This window comes from Pseudoflavonifractor sp. MSJ-37 (assembly GCF_018917965.1).
In the GTDB taxonomy this organism is placed as follows: Bacteria; Bacillota; Clostridia; order Oscillospirales; family Oscillospiraceae; genus Pseudoflavonifractor_A.
The window spans coordinates 59,225-74,268 of the sequence record NZ_JAHLPP010000005.1 but is presented as its reverse complement, the minus strand read 5'-3'; the positions used below and the strand labels follow the sequence as shown (position 1 = coordinate 74,268).

The following is a 15,044-nucleotide window of genomic DNA, read 5'->3' as shown; positions in this document are numbered from 1 at the left end:
CTTGACAGGACCGGCAGGGGAAGGGTATGATCAGAGAAAAGGGACGGTATCAGAGGAGGGATGGGCATGGAGACCCATATCTTAGTGGTGGATGACGAGCCGGAGATCGCAGATCTGGTGGAGGTCTATCTCCAGAGCGAGGGCTATCAGGTCCACAAGTGCGGCACGGGCACGGCGGCCCTGGCGGTGGTGGAGCAGGTGCCCATCGACCTGGCGATCCTGGACGTGATGCTGCCGGACATCTCCGGCTTCACCCTCTGTACGGAGATCCGGAAGGAGCACCACTTCCCGGTGCTCATGCTCACCGCCAAGACTGAGGACACCGACAAGATCGCCGGCCTGACCATCGGGGCGGACGACTACCTCACCAAGCCCTTCAACCCGCTGGAGCTCATGGCCCGGGTGAAGGCCCAGCTCCGACGGTATACCCGGTACAACGAGACCGGGAAGGGGGACCGGGAGGTGATCGACTTCAACGGTCTGACCATCGACCGGGGGACCCATGAGTGCTGGCTCTATGACAAGAAGCTGGCCCTGACGCCGATCGAGTTCGACATCCTGTGGATGCTGTGCGAGAACCGGGGGCAGGTGATCTCCGCGGAACGCCTTTTCGAGACTGTGTGGAAGGAGAAGTATCTGGACCGGAACAATACGGTCATGGTCCATATCCGCCGCCTGCGGGAAAAGATGGGCGAGCCCTCCCGGAACCCGCGCTTCATCAAGACCGTTTGGGGCGTAGGGTATAAGATCGACTGAATCGGCCTATATAGGAGTGATAAACTGAGAAAAGCTGCCCCGAGCGGGGCAGCTTTTCTCAGCTTATAGGAGATCCATTTTCGGAAAGGCAGGTCACGCCTTCCCCACGGCCGCTTTCATTTCCGCCACATACTCCTTGATCGGGCGCGCCGCGTCCCGGCCATACTGGGCGGCCAGCTTCACGATGGCACTGCCCACGATGGCGCCGTCGGACAGGGCGGCCATCTCCGCCGCCTGGGCGGGGGTGGAGATGCCGAAGCCCACGGCGCAGGGGATGTGGGGGTTCGCGTCCTTCACCAGCCGGACCATGTGGCCGATGTCGGTGGTGATTTGGCTCCGGGTGCCGGTGACGCCCAGAGAGGACACACAGTAGACGAAGCCCTCGGCCTCCCGGGCAATCATGGCCACCCGGTCCTCGGAGGTGGGCGCGATCAGAGAGATGAAGTCCAGCCCGTGGGCCCGACAGGGGGCGGCGAACTCCTCCTTCTCCTCGAAGGGCACGTCGGGGAGGATTAGGCCGTCAATCCCCACCTCCGAGGCGGTGGACACGAAGCGGTCCGTGCCATAGGAGAACACCACGTTGGCGTAAGTCATGAACACCAGCGGGACGGTCACGTCCCGGCGCAGGTCCCGGACCAGGTCGAAGATCTGGTCGGTGGTGATGCCGCCGGACAGGGCCCGCAGGTCGGCGGCCTGGATCACAGGGCCCTCCGCCGTGGGGTCGGAGAAGGGGATGCCCAGCTCGATCACGTCGGCCCCGGCCTCCGCCATGGCGCGGACGATGGCCGCCGTGGTCTCTAGATCAGGGTCTCCGCAGGTGAGGAAGGGGATGAAGGCCTTCCCCTTGGAAAACGCGGCTTGGATACGGCTCATTCGGAAATGTCCTCCCCTCGATAGCGGGCGATGGCGGCACAGTCCTTGTCGCCCCGGCCGGAGATGTTGATGACGACGATCTGGTCCTTGTCCATGGCGGGCACCAGCTTCCGGGCATAGGCCACCGCGTGGGAGGACTCGATCGCCGGGATGATGCCCTCCAGCTTGGACAGGTACTCGAAGGCGCTGACGGCTTCTTCATCGGTGATGGCCACATACTCGGCCCGGCCGATGTCGTGGAGCCAGGCGTGCTCCGGCCCGACGCCGGGGTAGTCCAGCCCGGCGGAGATGGACCACACCGGCGCGATCTGGCCGTACTGGTCCTGACAGAAATAGCTCTTCATGCCGTGGAAGATGCCCAACTTCCCAGTGGAGATGGTGGCGGCGGTCTCTGCCGTGTGGATGCCGTGGCCCGCCGCCTCACATCCGATCAGCCGGACGGAGGGATCGCCGATGAAGTGATAGAAGGCGCCGATGGCGTTGGAGCCGCCGCCCACGCAGGCCAGCACCGCGTCGGGGAGCCGTCCCTCCTTCTCCTGGAGCTGGCTCTTGATCTCCTGAGAGATCACGGCCTGGAAGTCCCGGACGATGGTGGGGAAGGGGTGGGGCCCCATGACGGAGCCCAGGCAGTAGTGGGTGTCGCGGATGCGGCTGGTCCACTCCCGCATGGCCTCGGAGACCGCGTCCTTCAGGGTGGCGGTGCCGGTGGTGACGGGGACCACCTCCGCGCCCAGCAGACGCATCTTGTAGACGTTCAGGGCCTGGCGGCGGGTGTCCTCCGCCCCCATGAACACCACGCACTCCATGCCCAGCAGGGCGGCGGCGGTGGCGGTGGCGACGCCGTGCTGGCCGGCGCCGGTCTCGGCGATGAGGCGGGTCTTGCCCATCTTCTTGGCCAGAAGGGCCTGGCCCAGCACGTTGTTGATCTTGTGGGCGCCGGTGTGGTTCAGGTCCTCCCGCTTGAGGTAGATCTTGGCGCCGCCCAGATCCTCCGTCATGCGTTTGGCGTAGTAGAGCCGGGAGGGACGGCCCGCGTACTCGTTCAGCAGCTCGGAGAGCTCCGCCCGGAAGGCCGGATCCTCCTTATAATAATCGTAAGCCTCCTCCAGCTCGATGACCGCGTTCATCAGGGTCTCGGGGATATACTGGCCCCCGTGCCGGCCGAAGCGGCCCTTGGATATGGGGTCTGACATGGGTGTCACTCCTTCTTCGCGGCGGCCACAGCCGCCCGCATCTTGTCGGGGTCTTTTTCCTTGTCGGTCTCCACGCCGCTGGACAGGTCCAGCCCATAGGGGTGGAGAGCGGCGATGGCCTGGGGGATGTTCTCCGGCGTCAGGCCGCCGGCCAGCAGGAAGGGCCGGGACACGCCGCCGGCCAGAGACCAGTCGAAGGTCTCGCCGGTGCCGTAGCCGTTGTCCAGGATCACCAGATCCGCCGTAGAGGCGTTGGCCGCCTCCAGATCCGCCGCGGAGCGGACCTTGAAGGCTTTCCAGACCACACAGCCGGGGACGGCCGACCGGAGGGCGGCGATGTAGGCGGCGTCCTCGTGGCCGTGGAGCTGGGCCACGGAGAGGGTCCCGTCCCGGAGGAGGGCGGCCACGTCCTCCACGGGCCGGTCCACGAACACGCCCACCGGCGTCACCGCCGGGTCCAGACCGGCCCGGAGGGCTCGGACCTGATCCGGCGACACGTTCCGGTGGCTCTTGGGGAAGTCGATGATGAAGCCGCACCAGTCGGGCCGGGCCTCGTTCACATATCGGATGTCGCAGGGCCGGTACAGCCCGCAGATCTTGATCTTGGTCATTTGGATGCCTCCCGCATGGCGGCCAGCATGGCCCCCTTGTCCTTCGCGCGCATGAGCACCTCGCCCATGAGCACCGCGTCGGCTCCGATGGACCGCAGGGCGGCCACGTCCTCGGGGCGGGCCACGCCGCTCTCCGCCACATAGACGGCCTCCGGCGGGATCAGGTCCCGGAGCCGGGCGGCGTTGGAGAAGTCCACGGAGAAATCCTTCAAATTCCGGTTGTTCACACCGATCAGCTTCGCCCCGGCGGACACGGCGGAGCGGATCTCATCCGCGTCGTGGGCCTCCACCAGAGCGGAGAGGCCCAGCTCCTCACAGAGCCCCAGATACCGGGCGATGGTGTCCGTGTCCAGCAGGGCGCAGATCAGCAAAACGCAGTCCGCCCCCATGAGCCGGGCCTGCCGGATCTGGTACTCGTCCACGGTGAAGTCCTTGCGGAGCATGGGGGTGGGGACCGCCGCCCGGATGTCCCGGAAGATCTGGTCGGAGCCCAGGAACCACTTGGGCTCCGTCAGGCAGGAGATGGCATCGGCCCCGGCGGCGGCGTAGTCCCGGGCGATGTCCCGGTAGGGGAAGTCCGGCGCGATCAGCCCCTTGGAGGGGGAGGCCTTCTTCACCTCGCAGATGAAGGCCATCCCCGGCTGGGACAGGGCGTCATAGAAGCGCCTGCCGTTGGCCGGGCCCGCCTGCCGGCAGAGCTCCCGGAGCTCCTCCGGGCTGTGCTCCGCCTGGTCGGCGGCCACCCGCTCCCGGGCGTGGGCGGCGATGGTCTCTAAGATCGTAGCGGCCATGGCTCACTCCTGAGAGGCGGCGATGAAGGCGTCCAGCTTTCGGTCCGCCGCGCCGGAGTCGATGATCTCGCCGGCCAGCCGGATGCCGTCGGCCAGAGAGTCCGCCTTGCCGCCGATGTACAGGGCCGCGCCGCCGTTCATCAGCACCGTGTCCCGGCGGGGACCGGTCTCGCCCCGGAGGATGCTCCGGGTGATCTGGGCGTTGTCGGCGGGGGCGCCGCCCACCAGGTCCTCCTTGGAACAGCGGGAGAGGCCGAAGTCCTCCGGCTGGATCACATAGGAGCGGTACGTCCCGTCCGTGAACTCACAGACGGAGGTGGGGGCGCTGAGGGAGATCTCATCCAGCTTGTCCTGACCGTAGACCACCATGCCCCGGCGGACGCCCAGGCTGGTGAGCACCTGGGCCAAAGGCTCCACCAGGGAGGCGTCGTAGACGCCCAGCACCTGCCGCTTGGGGGCGGCGGGATTGGTCAGGGGCCCCAGGATGTTGAACACGGTGCGGATGCCCAGCTCCTTGCGGATGGGGCCCACATATTTCATGGAGGTGTGGTACTTCTGGGCGAAGAAGAAGCAGATGCCCACCTCGTCCAGGAGCTGGAGGCACTTCTCCGGGCACAGGTCCAAGTTGACGCCCAGAGCCTCCAGGCAGTCGGCGGTGCCGCAGCTGGAGGAGGCGGCCCGGTTGCCATGCTTGGCCACCTTCACGCCGCCGGCGGCGGCCACCAGCGCGGCGGTGGTGGAGATGTTGAAGCTGTGGGCTCCGTCGCCGCCGGTGCCCACGATCTCCAGCAGGTCCAGGTCGTTGGGGACCTTCCGTGCGTGGTCCCGCATGGCGGCGGCGCAGCCGGCGATCTCGTCGATGGTCTCGGCCTTGGTGCTTTTAGTGGACAGGGCCGCCAGGAAGGCGGCGTTCTGGGTGGGCGTGGTGGTCCCGCTCATGATCTCGTTGATGACCTGATAGGCCTCGTCATAGCTCAGGTCCTGCTTATCCACGATCTTGATGATGGCTTCCTTGATCATAATTCAGCCCTCCAAAAAGTTCTTCAGGATGACGCCGCCCTGGGGCGTCAGGATGGATTCGGGATGCAACTGTAGCCCGTAGACCGGCGCACCCTTGAGCTGGACGGCCATGACCTCGCCGTCGTCCGAGCGGGCGGTGACGGACAGGCAGTCCGGCAGGCTGGCCTCCACGGCGGAGAGGGAGTGGTAGCGGGCGGCTGGGATCTGCTCCGGCAGGCCCCGGAAGATGGGACAGCTCCGGTCCAGCGTCACCATGGACTGCTTGCCGTGCATGAGCTGCTTGGCGTAGGACACGGTGCCGCCGTAGACCTCGCAGATGGCCTGATGGCCCAGGCAGACCCCCAGGATGGGGATCTCGCCGGCCAGCTCTTTGGCGGCGGCCTCGCACACGCCGGCGTCGGCGGGGCGGCCGGGGCCGGGGGAGAGGATCAGGCGGCGGGGGGCCATGCGGCGGATGTCCTCCACCGTCACGGCGTCGTTACGGACCACTTCGATGTCCGGATCCAGGCTCCCAACCAGCTGATAGAGGTTATAGGAAAAGCTGTCATAGTTGTCGATCAGCAGGATCATAGGTCCCTCTCTTTCTGGGCCAGCTCCAGGGCCCGCACCACGGCCTTCGCCTTGTTGATGCACTCCTGATATTCCTTCGCCGGGTCGGAGTCGGCCACGATGCCGGCGCCGGAGCGGATGAACACCTTCCCGTTCTTCTGGAAGGCCAGCCGGATGGCGATGCAGGTGTCCAGATTGCCGGTGAAGTCCAGATAGCCCACCGCGCCGCCGTAGACGCCCCGCTTGTTGTCCTCCAGCTCGTCGATGATCTCCATGGCCCGGAGCTTGGGCGCGCCGGAGAGGGTCCCGGCGGGGAGGACCGCGTCCACCGCGTCCACCGCGTCCTTCCCCTCCGCCAGCTGGCCCCGGACGGTGGAGCCGATGTGCATCACGCAGGAGAAGCGCTGGATCTCGTGGTACTTCTCCACCTGCACGGTGCCGAAGCGGCTGATCTTGCCGATGTCGTTCCGGCCCAGGTCCACCAGCATATCGTGCTCGGAGAGCTCCTTCTCATCGGCGAGGAGGCCCTCCTCCAGCGCCTTGTCCTCCTCGGGGGTGGCGCCCCGGGGACGGGTGCCCGCCAGCGGGAAGGTGTGGAGGACGCCGTCCTCCAGCTTCACCAGCGTCTCCGGGGAGGCGCCGGCCAGCTCCATGTCGTCGCTGGTGAAATAGAAGAGGTAGGGGGAGGGGTTCGTGGTCCGGAGGATCCGGTATACATCCAGCAGGGAGCCCTCGAACCCGGCCTCCAGCCGGTTGGAGAGGACCACCTGGAAGATGTCGCCCTCGTGGATGTAGTGCTTGGCCCGCTCCACCATGGAGCAGTAGGCCGCCTCGTCGAAGAGGGGCGTCACCGGCGTGGTGAGCCGGGCGGGCTGATGGGGGAGGGGCGCGCCGTGGCGGAGGAGCTCCGCCATCCGGTCCAACTGGGCGCAGGCGGCGGGATAGGAGCTGTCCAGGTCGGAGGCGTCGGCGTTGGTGATCAGCACCAGCTTCTGCCGGTAGTTGTCGAAGGCGATGACGCTCCGGAAGAGCATCAGGTCCATGTCCTTGAAGCCCTCCTCGTCCTGGGCCCTGAGGGCCAGAGAGGGCTCGGCGTACTTGGTGTAGTCATAGGAGAAGTAGCCCACCAGACCGCCGGTGAAGGGGGGCAGGCCGGGGACCCTGGGACTCCGGTGCTCCGCCAGGATGGCCCGCAGGGCCTCGCCGGGGCAGGCGGTGGGGGCGGTGCGCTCGCCCTCCTCCGAGCGGGTGCGGAGCATACCGTCCTTGCAGACCACCTCCAGCGTGGGCTCGAAGCCCAGGAAGGACCAGCGGCCCCAGCCCTCGCTGTCGGCGGCGGACTCCAGCAGGAAGCAGTGGCTGTCCTGGGCCCGCAGGATCCGCAGGGCCTGGATCGGGGTGATGAAGTCGGACATGAGTTCCCGGGAGACGGGGATCTCCCGATAGGGGCCGGAGGCGGCGATGGTCCGGGCCTCCTTCAACGTGGGCTGATACATGAGTGTGACCTCCCTTTGCTCTGGGGACGGAAACAGAAAACGCCCGTCCCTGACATGATCGTCAAGGACGAGCGTGATGCTCGCGGTGCCACCTTGATTCACGGCGTGAGCCGTGCGCTTTGCGGGATACGGACATATCCCCGGCAACTGACGTATGCCTCCACGTCGCGGAATACTGAGTCGAAGCCGTTCCCCGCGCCCTCCGTGATCCATTTACCTGCCCGTATCCTGCCCGGCTCTCAGCGGTCCCGGACTCTCTGTGAGGGCGATGACAGGCGTTATCTCCACATCATCGGTTTAATGTATCAAATTATGGGCCTATGATACACCGTTCCGCCCCCGCTGTCAACCCCTTTTTTGGCGGGGAAATGGCCCGGACCGCGGGCAGTTGACGATAACCTATTTTCCTGATAAAATATACCGATAAGTTCAAAAAAACGGTGAAAGACTGCGGTGCGCAACCGGAAGTTGTGGGGATGTCACGCAAAAATGGTAGCTCTGCGCACCGCGCTTTGGTATGATCGGAGGCAGAAGAAGATGAGGCTCCACGAAAAACTCGCGGACCTGCGGAAGCGGGCCGGCCTGTCCCAGATGGCCGTGGCGGACCGGCTGGACACCACCCGTCAGGCGGTGTCCAAATGGGAGAACGGGCTCACGGCCCCGGCCACGGAGAAGCTGGCGGCCCTGTGCCAGCTCTATCACGTCACCATGGACTTCCTGACGGACGACAGCCGGGACCTGACAGAGCTGGACGGCCCGCCGATGCGGGAGCCCGCCCGGCCCCAGCCCAAGCCGGCGGAGCCCCAAAGGGGCCGGAGGTGGCTCGTGGCCGCCGCGGTCCTGGCGGCGCTGGCGGTGGGGATCGGAGCGGGAGCTTTGACCATGGACCGACTCCATGCGAAAGAAAATGAAGATGAGATCATCCCGCTGGAAGAGATGCAGCAGGGAAGATTGGACCCGGAACTGGTAGATAGCTTCTCCTTTGAAGAGGAAAAGTAAGAGCGGAATGGGAAGTAAATGCCGATTTGACCGATATGGACAGAACGGCGTGTGATATATCTTTCAAGGCGGTATTTACGAAAAAGAAAAGAGATGAGCAAAACGCAAGTTTTGTAAAGCTGAGACACAATATATGGATTTTAAGTAAGCTGGACGGAACTGTTTATTGTGTTCCCTCTTGAGCAAATCGGAGTTTTGCTCATCCCTGAAAAAGAACGGAGTAGTAGTAGAAGTATGGAAAAAAGATATGCTTTGACGACGACGGCAGCGTCTATGGCACTGCTGATGCTCCTGACGGCATGTTCCAGCGGCGGATCGGCATCTGAAACGGTGACACCGACGGTATTGCCCACGTCCACGAACGTCGTAGAGGCAAAGGATGATCATGTGGAAGAGGCCCGGGCGTTGATCCAGAAAGCCTTTTCCTATGATGCGTCTGGGCTCGAGCCGGTCGTAGAGGAGGACCAGGCATCGTTCCGCTTTGAAGCGGGAGAAAAGGATTACTACATCGTCGAATTCCATAATGGATACCAATACCCGGCCACCTTGTATCATTTCGAACACTTGGGTGAAGATCAGGACTTCGATTTGGCGCAGGAGGATGACTCTTATTTCGATGAGGGACTGATCGAGACCGCAAAAACATTCGTGAAGGACATCTATGGCGTAGACTGCACCGAGGCCACAGTACACGCATATGGTTATAAGAACAAAATAGCGGTACAGATGGAGACGGCACCTGATGAGGTGTTCTCGGTCCGATATTATTACAAAGATACGGAGCCGACCGGAGTACTGTTCTGCAAAGATGTAAAAGCACTTGAACAGGTGATGGAGAAAAACGAGGCAAAGCAGTATCTTTGATGCCGACTGCCCAGCCCTGCCCGCCTTCTGAGGCGGACAGGGCTGGGCTCATCGTTATTTCTGCCTTATCTCCATAGAAACGCGCTGTCAAGATAGACCAAACCACGAAAAACACCTGATATCAGGCTTCCGCAACCAAAAGTTGCGGGGCCTGCAACGAAAAGGTGGTGGCATTTTCCGTCCGCATCGGGTAAGATCGAAGCGGGAACGACGACAGGAACGGAGGCGGAGCGATGAGACTCCACGAGAAACTCGCGGCCCTGCGGAAGCGGGCGGGGCTGTCCCCGCCGGATCATAGAGAAAGCGGATAGACAGGACCATGGAAGATCCGTATAATGCATTATGTAAAATGAATGAAGGAGGATATCTGCCATGAAGACGCGGAAAACACGCTGGATTGCCCTGATCGCGGTCTGCCTCGCGGCCGTGGCGGTCGTCCTCCTGTTCCGCTGGCCTCAGCGGCCGGACCCGATGGATCGTGCGCCGACAGCGGACGCGTCCGCCGTGGTGGAGACCTATGTGGCGGCGCTGGGCCGTCAGGACTGGGATACGGCCGCCGCCCTTGCGGACGGGGCCGCACAGGAGGCATCCGCCGCCTGGCCTGCCGGATCCTCCGCCGAGCGGAAGGGCCTCCGGGAGCTGTCGGTGGACGAGCTGGACCAGGTCACGGCCCTGCGGTACTATAACGATACCTTCTATTCGGACCAGAGGCTCTATCTGGTGGACGTGGACCTGACGCCGGCAGAGCCCGGCGCCGAGCGTCCTGACGGCGCCGCCTTCCTGGCCTATCTGGGCCGGACCGGCGAGGACGCCGACTGGCGGGTGGTCCTCTTCCAGCCCGCGCCGAAGGACTTTGAAGCATGAGTGCAGTCAGCCATCGCTATCATCCAAATACATCACAAAAAGGAGCGAACGACATGAAGTCTTATCAGATCGTCCCCGGCACGCTGATGCTGGCGGCGGCGCTGGCCGCCTGTTCCAGTCAGGCGGTGGTCGCGGAGCCCCAGCCCTCTCCCAGCGCGGACCCCACGGATACGGCGGGACCCAAGGTCTACACGTCCCAGATCACGGAGGAAGCCCAGGCCCGGCTGCTGCTGGACACGGCCTTCTCCTTCGACTCCACGGGCCTGGAGCCCCAGATCGAGGAGGACGAGCACCAGACCTCCATCCGCTTCGACGGCGCTGGGGAGGACTTCTATCTGGTGGAGTTCTCGGAGCGCTATGACTATCCGGCCACGGTGTACCACATGGACCCGACGGGGACGGACCCGGCTGACGACGGCTGGTTCGACGAGGGCATGATCGCCGTCGCCCAGGACTTCGTGTCCGAGGTCTATGGCGTGGACTGCGCCGAGGCGGCGGTGACCGCTTACAGCTACGGGGGCAAGACCGCGGTGGAGCTGGCTCCGGCGGAGGGAGGATCGTTCGCCGTCAGCTTCGATGGGCAGAGCGAGACCCCCTGCGGCGTCCGCTTCGCCACCGAGGCGGGGGCCTTCCGCAGGGCCGCCGAGCGGCAGTTCCAGGTGAAGGACTACCTGTGACAGATCCATACAGATGATGAAACGGCCGCGCCTCTCCCTCTCCGGGAAAGGCGCGGCCGTTCGGTCTGCTATGGGCGGTCAGATCTTCTGGGCCTTGATCAGGTTGGTGGAGCCGGTCTGGCCGATGGGGACGCCGGCGGTGATGACCACCGTGTCGCCGGAGGCGACGGCCCCCTCTTTCACGGCCATCTCCACGGACATGGAGAACAGCCGGTCGGTGGAGTCCACATGGCCGGTCAGGCAGGTGTGGACGCCCCAGGAGATCGCCAGCTGGCGGCGGGTCCGGTCGCTCTGGCACATGGCCAGGATCGGGCAGGCGGGGCGGTACCGGGAGATCGTCCGGGCGGTGTAGCCGGACTGGGTGGGGGTCAGGATGGCGGCGGCGTCCAGGTCCATGGCGGTCAGACAGCAGGAGTGGGTGATCGCGTCGTTGATGTTCTGGATGCCGTTGAGGCTCTGGCGCTGACGGAAGCGGTTCCAGTAGTTGATGGAGTCCTCGGCGGCGGTGACGGTGTCCACCATGGTCTCCAGCGCCTCCACCGGGTACTTGCCGGAGGCGGTCTCGCCGGAGAGCATCACGCAGGAGGCCCCATCGAACACGGCGTTGGCCACGTCGGAGACCTCGGCCCGGGTGGGCCGGGGGTTGCGGATCATGGAGTCCAGCATCTGGGTGGCGATGATGACGGGCTTGCTCTGGGCGATTGTGACCTTGATCATCTCCTTCTGGAGGATGGGGACCTCATAGGCGGGGATCTCCACGCCCAGGTCGCCCCGGGCCACCATGATGCCGTCGGCGGCGTCGATGATCTCGGCGAGATGGTCCACGCCCTCCCGGTTCTCGATCTTGGCGATGATGCGGATCCGCTCGCCGCCGTGCTCCTTCAGACAGGCCCGGATGTCCTCCACGTCGCTGGCCTTGCGGATGAAGGAGGCGGCGATGAAGTCGAAGTCGTGCTCCGCGGCGAATTGCAGGTCGGAGCGGTCCTTCTCCGTCAGGGAGGGGAGCAGGATGCTCACATCGGGGATGTTGATGCTCTTGTTATTGGAGAGGGGACCGCCATTCTCCACGGTGCAGTGGATGTCGTGGCCCTCCACCCGCTCCACCCGGAGCTCCACCAGACCGTCGTCCACCAGGATGCGGCAGCCGGGGCCCACCTCCTTGTGCAGATCGGCATAGGTGACGGAGACCCGGTGGGCGTCGCCCTCCACGTCGTCGGTGGTCAGGGTGAACTCCGCCCCCCGCTCCAGCTGGACGGGGCACTGGGCAAAGCTGCGGATGCGGATCTCAGGGCCCTTGGTGTCCAGGATGGCGGCCACCGGGACGCACATCTCGTCCCGGACGTGCTTGAGCATATTGAACTGGGCCAGATGGCTCTCATGGGTGCCGTGGGAGAAATTGAAGCGGGCGGCGTCCATGCCGGCGGCCACCAGACGGCGGATCATCTCTTCGCTGTTGACGGCGGGGCCCAGGGTACAGATCACTTTGGTCTTTCTCAAAACAGTTTACCTCCTTCCCCGCGGTCCGTCGGACGGCGGGACTGTCTCTCATCACTATTTTCACTCATCGATCCTATTATACCCTACCGGACCGATCGGAGAGAAGGAGCAAAACGCACAAGATCCGACGGTTTGGGGAAAAGTTCCCGCACACAGAGGAAAAAGGAGGCCGGCTCCAGCCCTCAAGAGGTACCTTGGCCGAAGGAGAACAGGGCGGAGTTCCCCAGAGAGCTGACGCAGTAGAGCACCACGACGAGGTCGGGATCCACGTCCCGGATGGTGGCCATCAGATCCCCCTGGAACTGGCGCAGATCCACGGTGGTGAGCTGATCACAGGACAGGGCCAGGAAGGGCGTCAGGGCACAGGAGAAGGACTCCCGCAGGAGCAGGATCTTTTTGCCGTTGGGATGGAGCCCATTGTCGATGGTGGCCAGAGCGTAGTCGCCGCCGGCATAGAGGGTGTAGGGGTTGCCGTTGAACCAGTCCCGTTCCGCCACCCGCTCCGGGAAGAGGAGGGACGTGCCGAAGGGGCCGGTCCGGGGGGCCTGGAAGGAGGCGGAGGAGTAAGTGAAGTCGGTGTCGAACCGGGGAACATATTCGGTGATGCTGTCCACCCCGGCGTAGAGGGAGCCGGTGCGCTTGCCCTGACTGCCCAGGAAGATGTCCTCATAGACCGTCTTGTCATAGCTCCCCTCATCGGTGCGGCTCGGCTCGGTGGAGATGCCGTAGTCGGCATCCAGGACCCGGGCCAGTTCCTGCCAGGCCAGGAAGGCGGCCTCCGGCTTCCAGTGATGGTCGGTGCGGAAGAACAGGTCCTCATAGTCGCTCCGGCCGTCGAACAGGGGCCGCAGGTCCAGCGTGTCCGTCCCGTGGTCCCGCAGGGCGGCGAGGAGCCGGTCGGCGTTGTCGTTGGCGTAGTCATGGATGCCGGGGGGCAGGAGCTCCGCCTCGCGGCCCTGCTGGAGCTTCTGGGGCGCCGCCGCGTAGAGCAGGGAGATCCCCTCCGCCGCCAGCGCGTCGGACAGGTCCTCCACCGCCTCCGCCAGAGGAGCGGTGTCCAGGGGCTCCGCGTGTGGATAGGAGAAGTTCAGGGCTCCGTCGGAGAGCTTCACCACCCGGGCAGACTGGTCCACGTCCTCCAGCACCCGCCGGCCGGTGAGCCGCTGGAAGCCGCCGTAGAGCTGGATGAAGCCGTGTGCCCGGTCCAGATCGTCGTTCAGGTCCCCCTCCGCCTCGGAGACGAAGGCGGGGAAGCTGGCCGGGTCCCGGCGGAGGGCCCCCAGAGCGGTCCGAAGGGCGCTGTCCCCGGTCAGGAACGGGAAGGCCAGCCAGACCAGCGCCGCCCCCATGGCCAGCAGGAAGAGGAGGGCCGTGACGGTCTCTTTTCGCTGTCTCATATGCCCGCCTCCTTAGAAATTCGAGTAGATGAAGGGGTCATAGGTCCCCTTGATGATGAAGGCGGCGGACACAGCGTAGACCGCCATCAGCAGGAGGGGATAGGCCAGGTCCCGGAGGACGGCCCCGGCCCCGGTGAGCCGGTCCGCCCGCCCGCCGATCCACTTGGAGACCGGGAGGGCGAACAGCATGGCCAGCGGCAGGAGGATCCGTCCCTCGGATAGATAGAGGAGGGCGTCGTCTCCCAGCCCGCCCGCCGCCGGGACGAACATGGCCTTGATGTGGGCCAGAGCGTCCCCCAGACTATCCGCCCGGAAAAAGACCCAGCCCACGTTCACCAAAAACAGGGTATAGAGCCACTGACACCAGCCGGGCCAGCCCTTCCCCATACCGCAGAACTTCTCCAGCACCAGCAGGACGAAGTAGTAGAGGCCCCAGAACAGGAAGGTCCAGTTGGCCCCGTGCCAGATGCCGGTCAGGAGCCAGACGGCCAGCAGATTGCGGATGTGCTTCCAGCGCCGGTCCACCCGGCTGCCGCCCAGAGGGAAATACACATAGTCCCGGAACCAGGTGGACAGAGAGATGTGCCACCGCCGCCAAAACTCCGTCACCGAGCGGGAGGAATAGGGATAGTCGAAGTTTTCGAGGAAGTGGAAGCCGAACATCCGGCCCAAGCCGATCGCCATATCGGAGTAGCCGGAGAAATCGTAATAGATCTGGAGGGTGTAGCAGACAGCCCCCAGCCAAGCCAGACCGGTGGTGAGGGCCGAGTGGTCCACGGAGTAGGCCGCGTCCGCGGCCAGCGCCAACTGGTTGGAGAGGATGACCTTCTTCCCCAGACCGACAAGGAAGCGGCAGACGCCGGCGGAGAAGTCGGTCCAGTTCTCCTGTCGGTGGTCGATCTCATCCGCCACCGTCTCATACTTCACGATAGGGCCGGCGATGAGCTGGGGGAAAAAGGAGATGTACAGGGCCACCTTCAGCGGGTCCCGCTGGACCTTGCCCCGGCCCCGCGCTACGTCCAGCACATAGGAAAGCGCCTGGAAGGTGAAGAAGGAGATGCCCAGCGGGAGCCGGATCACGGGGATGGTCATCGAAAGGCCCAGCCGCCCCAGCTGGCTCAGCACGAAGGTCAGATACTTGAACACGAACATGAGCCCCAGGTCAGAGATCAGCGCCAGCACGATGGGGAGCCGGGCGCTCTGGCCCAGCCGTCTGCGGGCGTCCACCCACAGGCCGAAGCCGTAGTTGAGCAGGATGGAAGCCATCATCACCAGTACGAACCAGGGCTCGCCCCAGGCGTAGAAGAACAGAGAGGCGGCCAGCAGGAGCAGGTTCTGAGCGGAGCGGCGCAAGGGGCCCAGCCAGGCACAGAGCCCATAGTAGCCGATCAGGACCAGCGGCAGGAACAGGAACAGGAAGATGGAACTGGAGAAGAGCACGGCAAGATCTCCTTTGG

15 protein-coding genes are annotated in these 15,044 nt (G+C 64.6%); 5 read left to right on the top strand and 10 right to left on the bottom strand.

All coding sequences use genetic code 11. From position 1 onward, the window contains the following. Nucleotides 1-66 precede the first annotated feature (66 nt). Nucleotides 67-756: a VanR-ABDEGLN family response regulator transcription factor gene (gene vanR / locus KQI12_RS10160; protein WP_216573056.1), complete on the top strand. Its 690-nt coding sequence runs from the start codon at nt 67-69 to the stop codon at nt 754-756. Between the two features lie 93 nt (nt 757-849). On the opposite strand, the gene trpA is transcribed toward vanR, so the two are convergent. The 7 genes from trpA to trpE are packed head-to-tail and all read right to left on the bottom strand — an operon-like array spanning nt 850 to nt 7,289. Further along, complete coding sequence (gene trpA / locus KQI12_RS10155) at nt 850-1,629, bottom strand: tryptophan synthase subunit alpha (protein ID WP_216573055.1); 780 nt, start codon at nt 1,627-1,629, stop codon at nt 850-852. Beyond that, nucleotides 1,626-2,810 (bottom strand): tryptophan synthase subunit beta, encoded by a 1,185-nt coding sequence (trpB, locus tag KQI12_RS10150; protein ID WP_371818019.1) that lies wholly within the window; start codon nt 2,808-2,810, stop codon nt 1,626-1,628. The genes trpA and trpB overlap by 4 nt, the downstream gene beginning before the upstream one ends. Before the next feature lie 17 nt (nt 2,811-2,827). Further along, the gene (locus KQI12_RS10145) at nt 2,828-3,433 is read right to left on the bottom strand and encodes a phosphoribosylanthranilate isomerase (protein ID WP_216573051.1); all 606 of its coding nucleotides are present in this window, start codon (nt 3,431-3,433) and stop codon (nt 2,828-2,830) included. Continuing rightward, entirely contained in the window at nt 3,430-4,224 is a 795-nt protein-coding gene (gene trpC / locus KQI12_RS10140; RefSeq protein WP_216573050.1) for an indole-3-glycerol phosphate synthase TrpC, read from the bottom strand. Before trpC ends, KQI12_RS10145 begins: the two co-directional genes overlap by 4 nt. 3 nt (nt 4,225-4,227) lie before the next feature. Further along, entirely contained in the window at nt 4,228-5,244 is a 1,017-nt protein-coding gene (gene trpD / locus KQI12_RS10135; protein ID WP_216573048.1) for an anthranilate phosphoribosyltransferase, read from the bottom strand. Nucleotides 5,245-5,247: 3 nt separating this feature from the next. Further along, a complete protein-coding gene (locus tag KQI12_RS10130; protein WP_216573045.1) occupies nt 5,248-5,814 on the bottom strand; it encodes an aminodeoxychorismate/anthranilate synthase component II in 567 nt (188 codons plus the stop codon). Next, nucleotides 5,811-7,289: an anthranilate synthase component I gene (trpE, locus tag KQI12_RS10125; protein ID WP_216573043.1), complete on the bottom strand. Its 1,479-nt coding sequence runs from the start codon at nt 7,287-7,289 to the stop codon at nt 5,811-5,813. Before trpE ends, KQI12_RS10130 begins: the two co-directional genes overlap by 4 nt. 537 nt (nt 7,290-7,826) lie before the next feature. Here trpE and KQI12_RS10120 point away from each other — a divergent pair. The 4 genes from KQI12_RS10120 to KQI12_RS10105 all read left to right on the top strand — a co-directional run bounded on the left by KQI12_RS10120 (nt 7,827) and on the right by KQI12_RS10105 (nt 10,693). Then, on the top strand, nt 7,827-8,288 hold the full coding sequence (locus tag KQI12_RS10120) for a helix-turn-helix domain-containing protein (RefSeq protein ID WP_216573041.1): 462 nt from the start codon (nt 7,827-7,829) through the stop codon (nt 8,286-8,288). A 273-nt stretch (nt 8,289-8,561) separates the two neighbouring features. After that, complete coding sequence (locus KQI12_RS10115; protein WP_216573040.1) at nt 8,562-9,152, top strand: hypothetical protein; 591 nt, start codon at nt 8,562-8,564, stop codon at nt 9,150-9,152. A gap of 372 nt (nt 9,153-9,524) precedes the next feature. Then, a complete protein-coding gene (locus tag KQI12_RS10110) occupies nt 9,525-10,016 on the top strand; it encodes a hypothetical protein (protein ID WP_216573039.1) in 492 nt (163 codons plus the stop codon). Between the two features lie 53 nt (nt 10,017-10,069). Beyond that, nucleotides 10,070-10,693, top strand: a complete 624-nt coding sequence (locus KQI12_RS10105) for a hypothetical protein (RefSeq protein ID WP_216573038.1) — start codon at nt 10,070-10,072, stop codon at nt 10,691-10,693. A 78-nt stretch (nt 10,694-10,771) separates the two neighbouring features. Here KQI12_RS10105 and pyk read toward each other — a convergent pair whose 3' ends face one another. From pyk to KQI12_RS10090, 3 genes are all read right to left on the bottom strand, one after another. Then, nucleotides 10,772-12,190, bottom strand: coding sequence for a pyruvate kinase (gene pyk, locus KQI12_RS10100; RefSeq protein WP_216573037.1), 1,419 nt, complete (start codon nt 12,188-12,190; stop codon nt 10,772-10,774). Between the two features lie 182 nt (nt 12,191-12,372). Next, nucleotides 12,373-13,587 carry a DHHW family protein gene (locus KQI12_RS10095; RefSeq protein ID WP_216573035.1) on the bottom strand — a complete coding sequence of 405 codons (1,215 nt, stop codon included), beginning with the start codon at nt 13,585-13,587 and terminating at the stop codon, nt 12,373-12,375. 12 nt (nt 13,588-13,599) lie between these two features. Then, a complete protein-coding gene (locus tag KQI12_RS10090) occupies nt 13,600-15,027 on the bottom strand; it encodes an MBOAT family O-acyltransferase (RefSeq protein WP_216573034.1) in 1,428 nt (475 codons plus the stop codon). Nucleotides 15,028-15,044 lie beyond the last annotated feature (17 nt).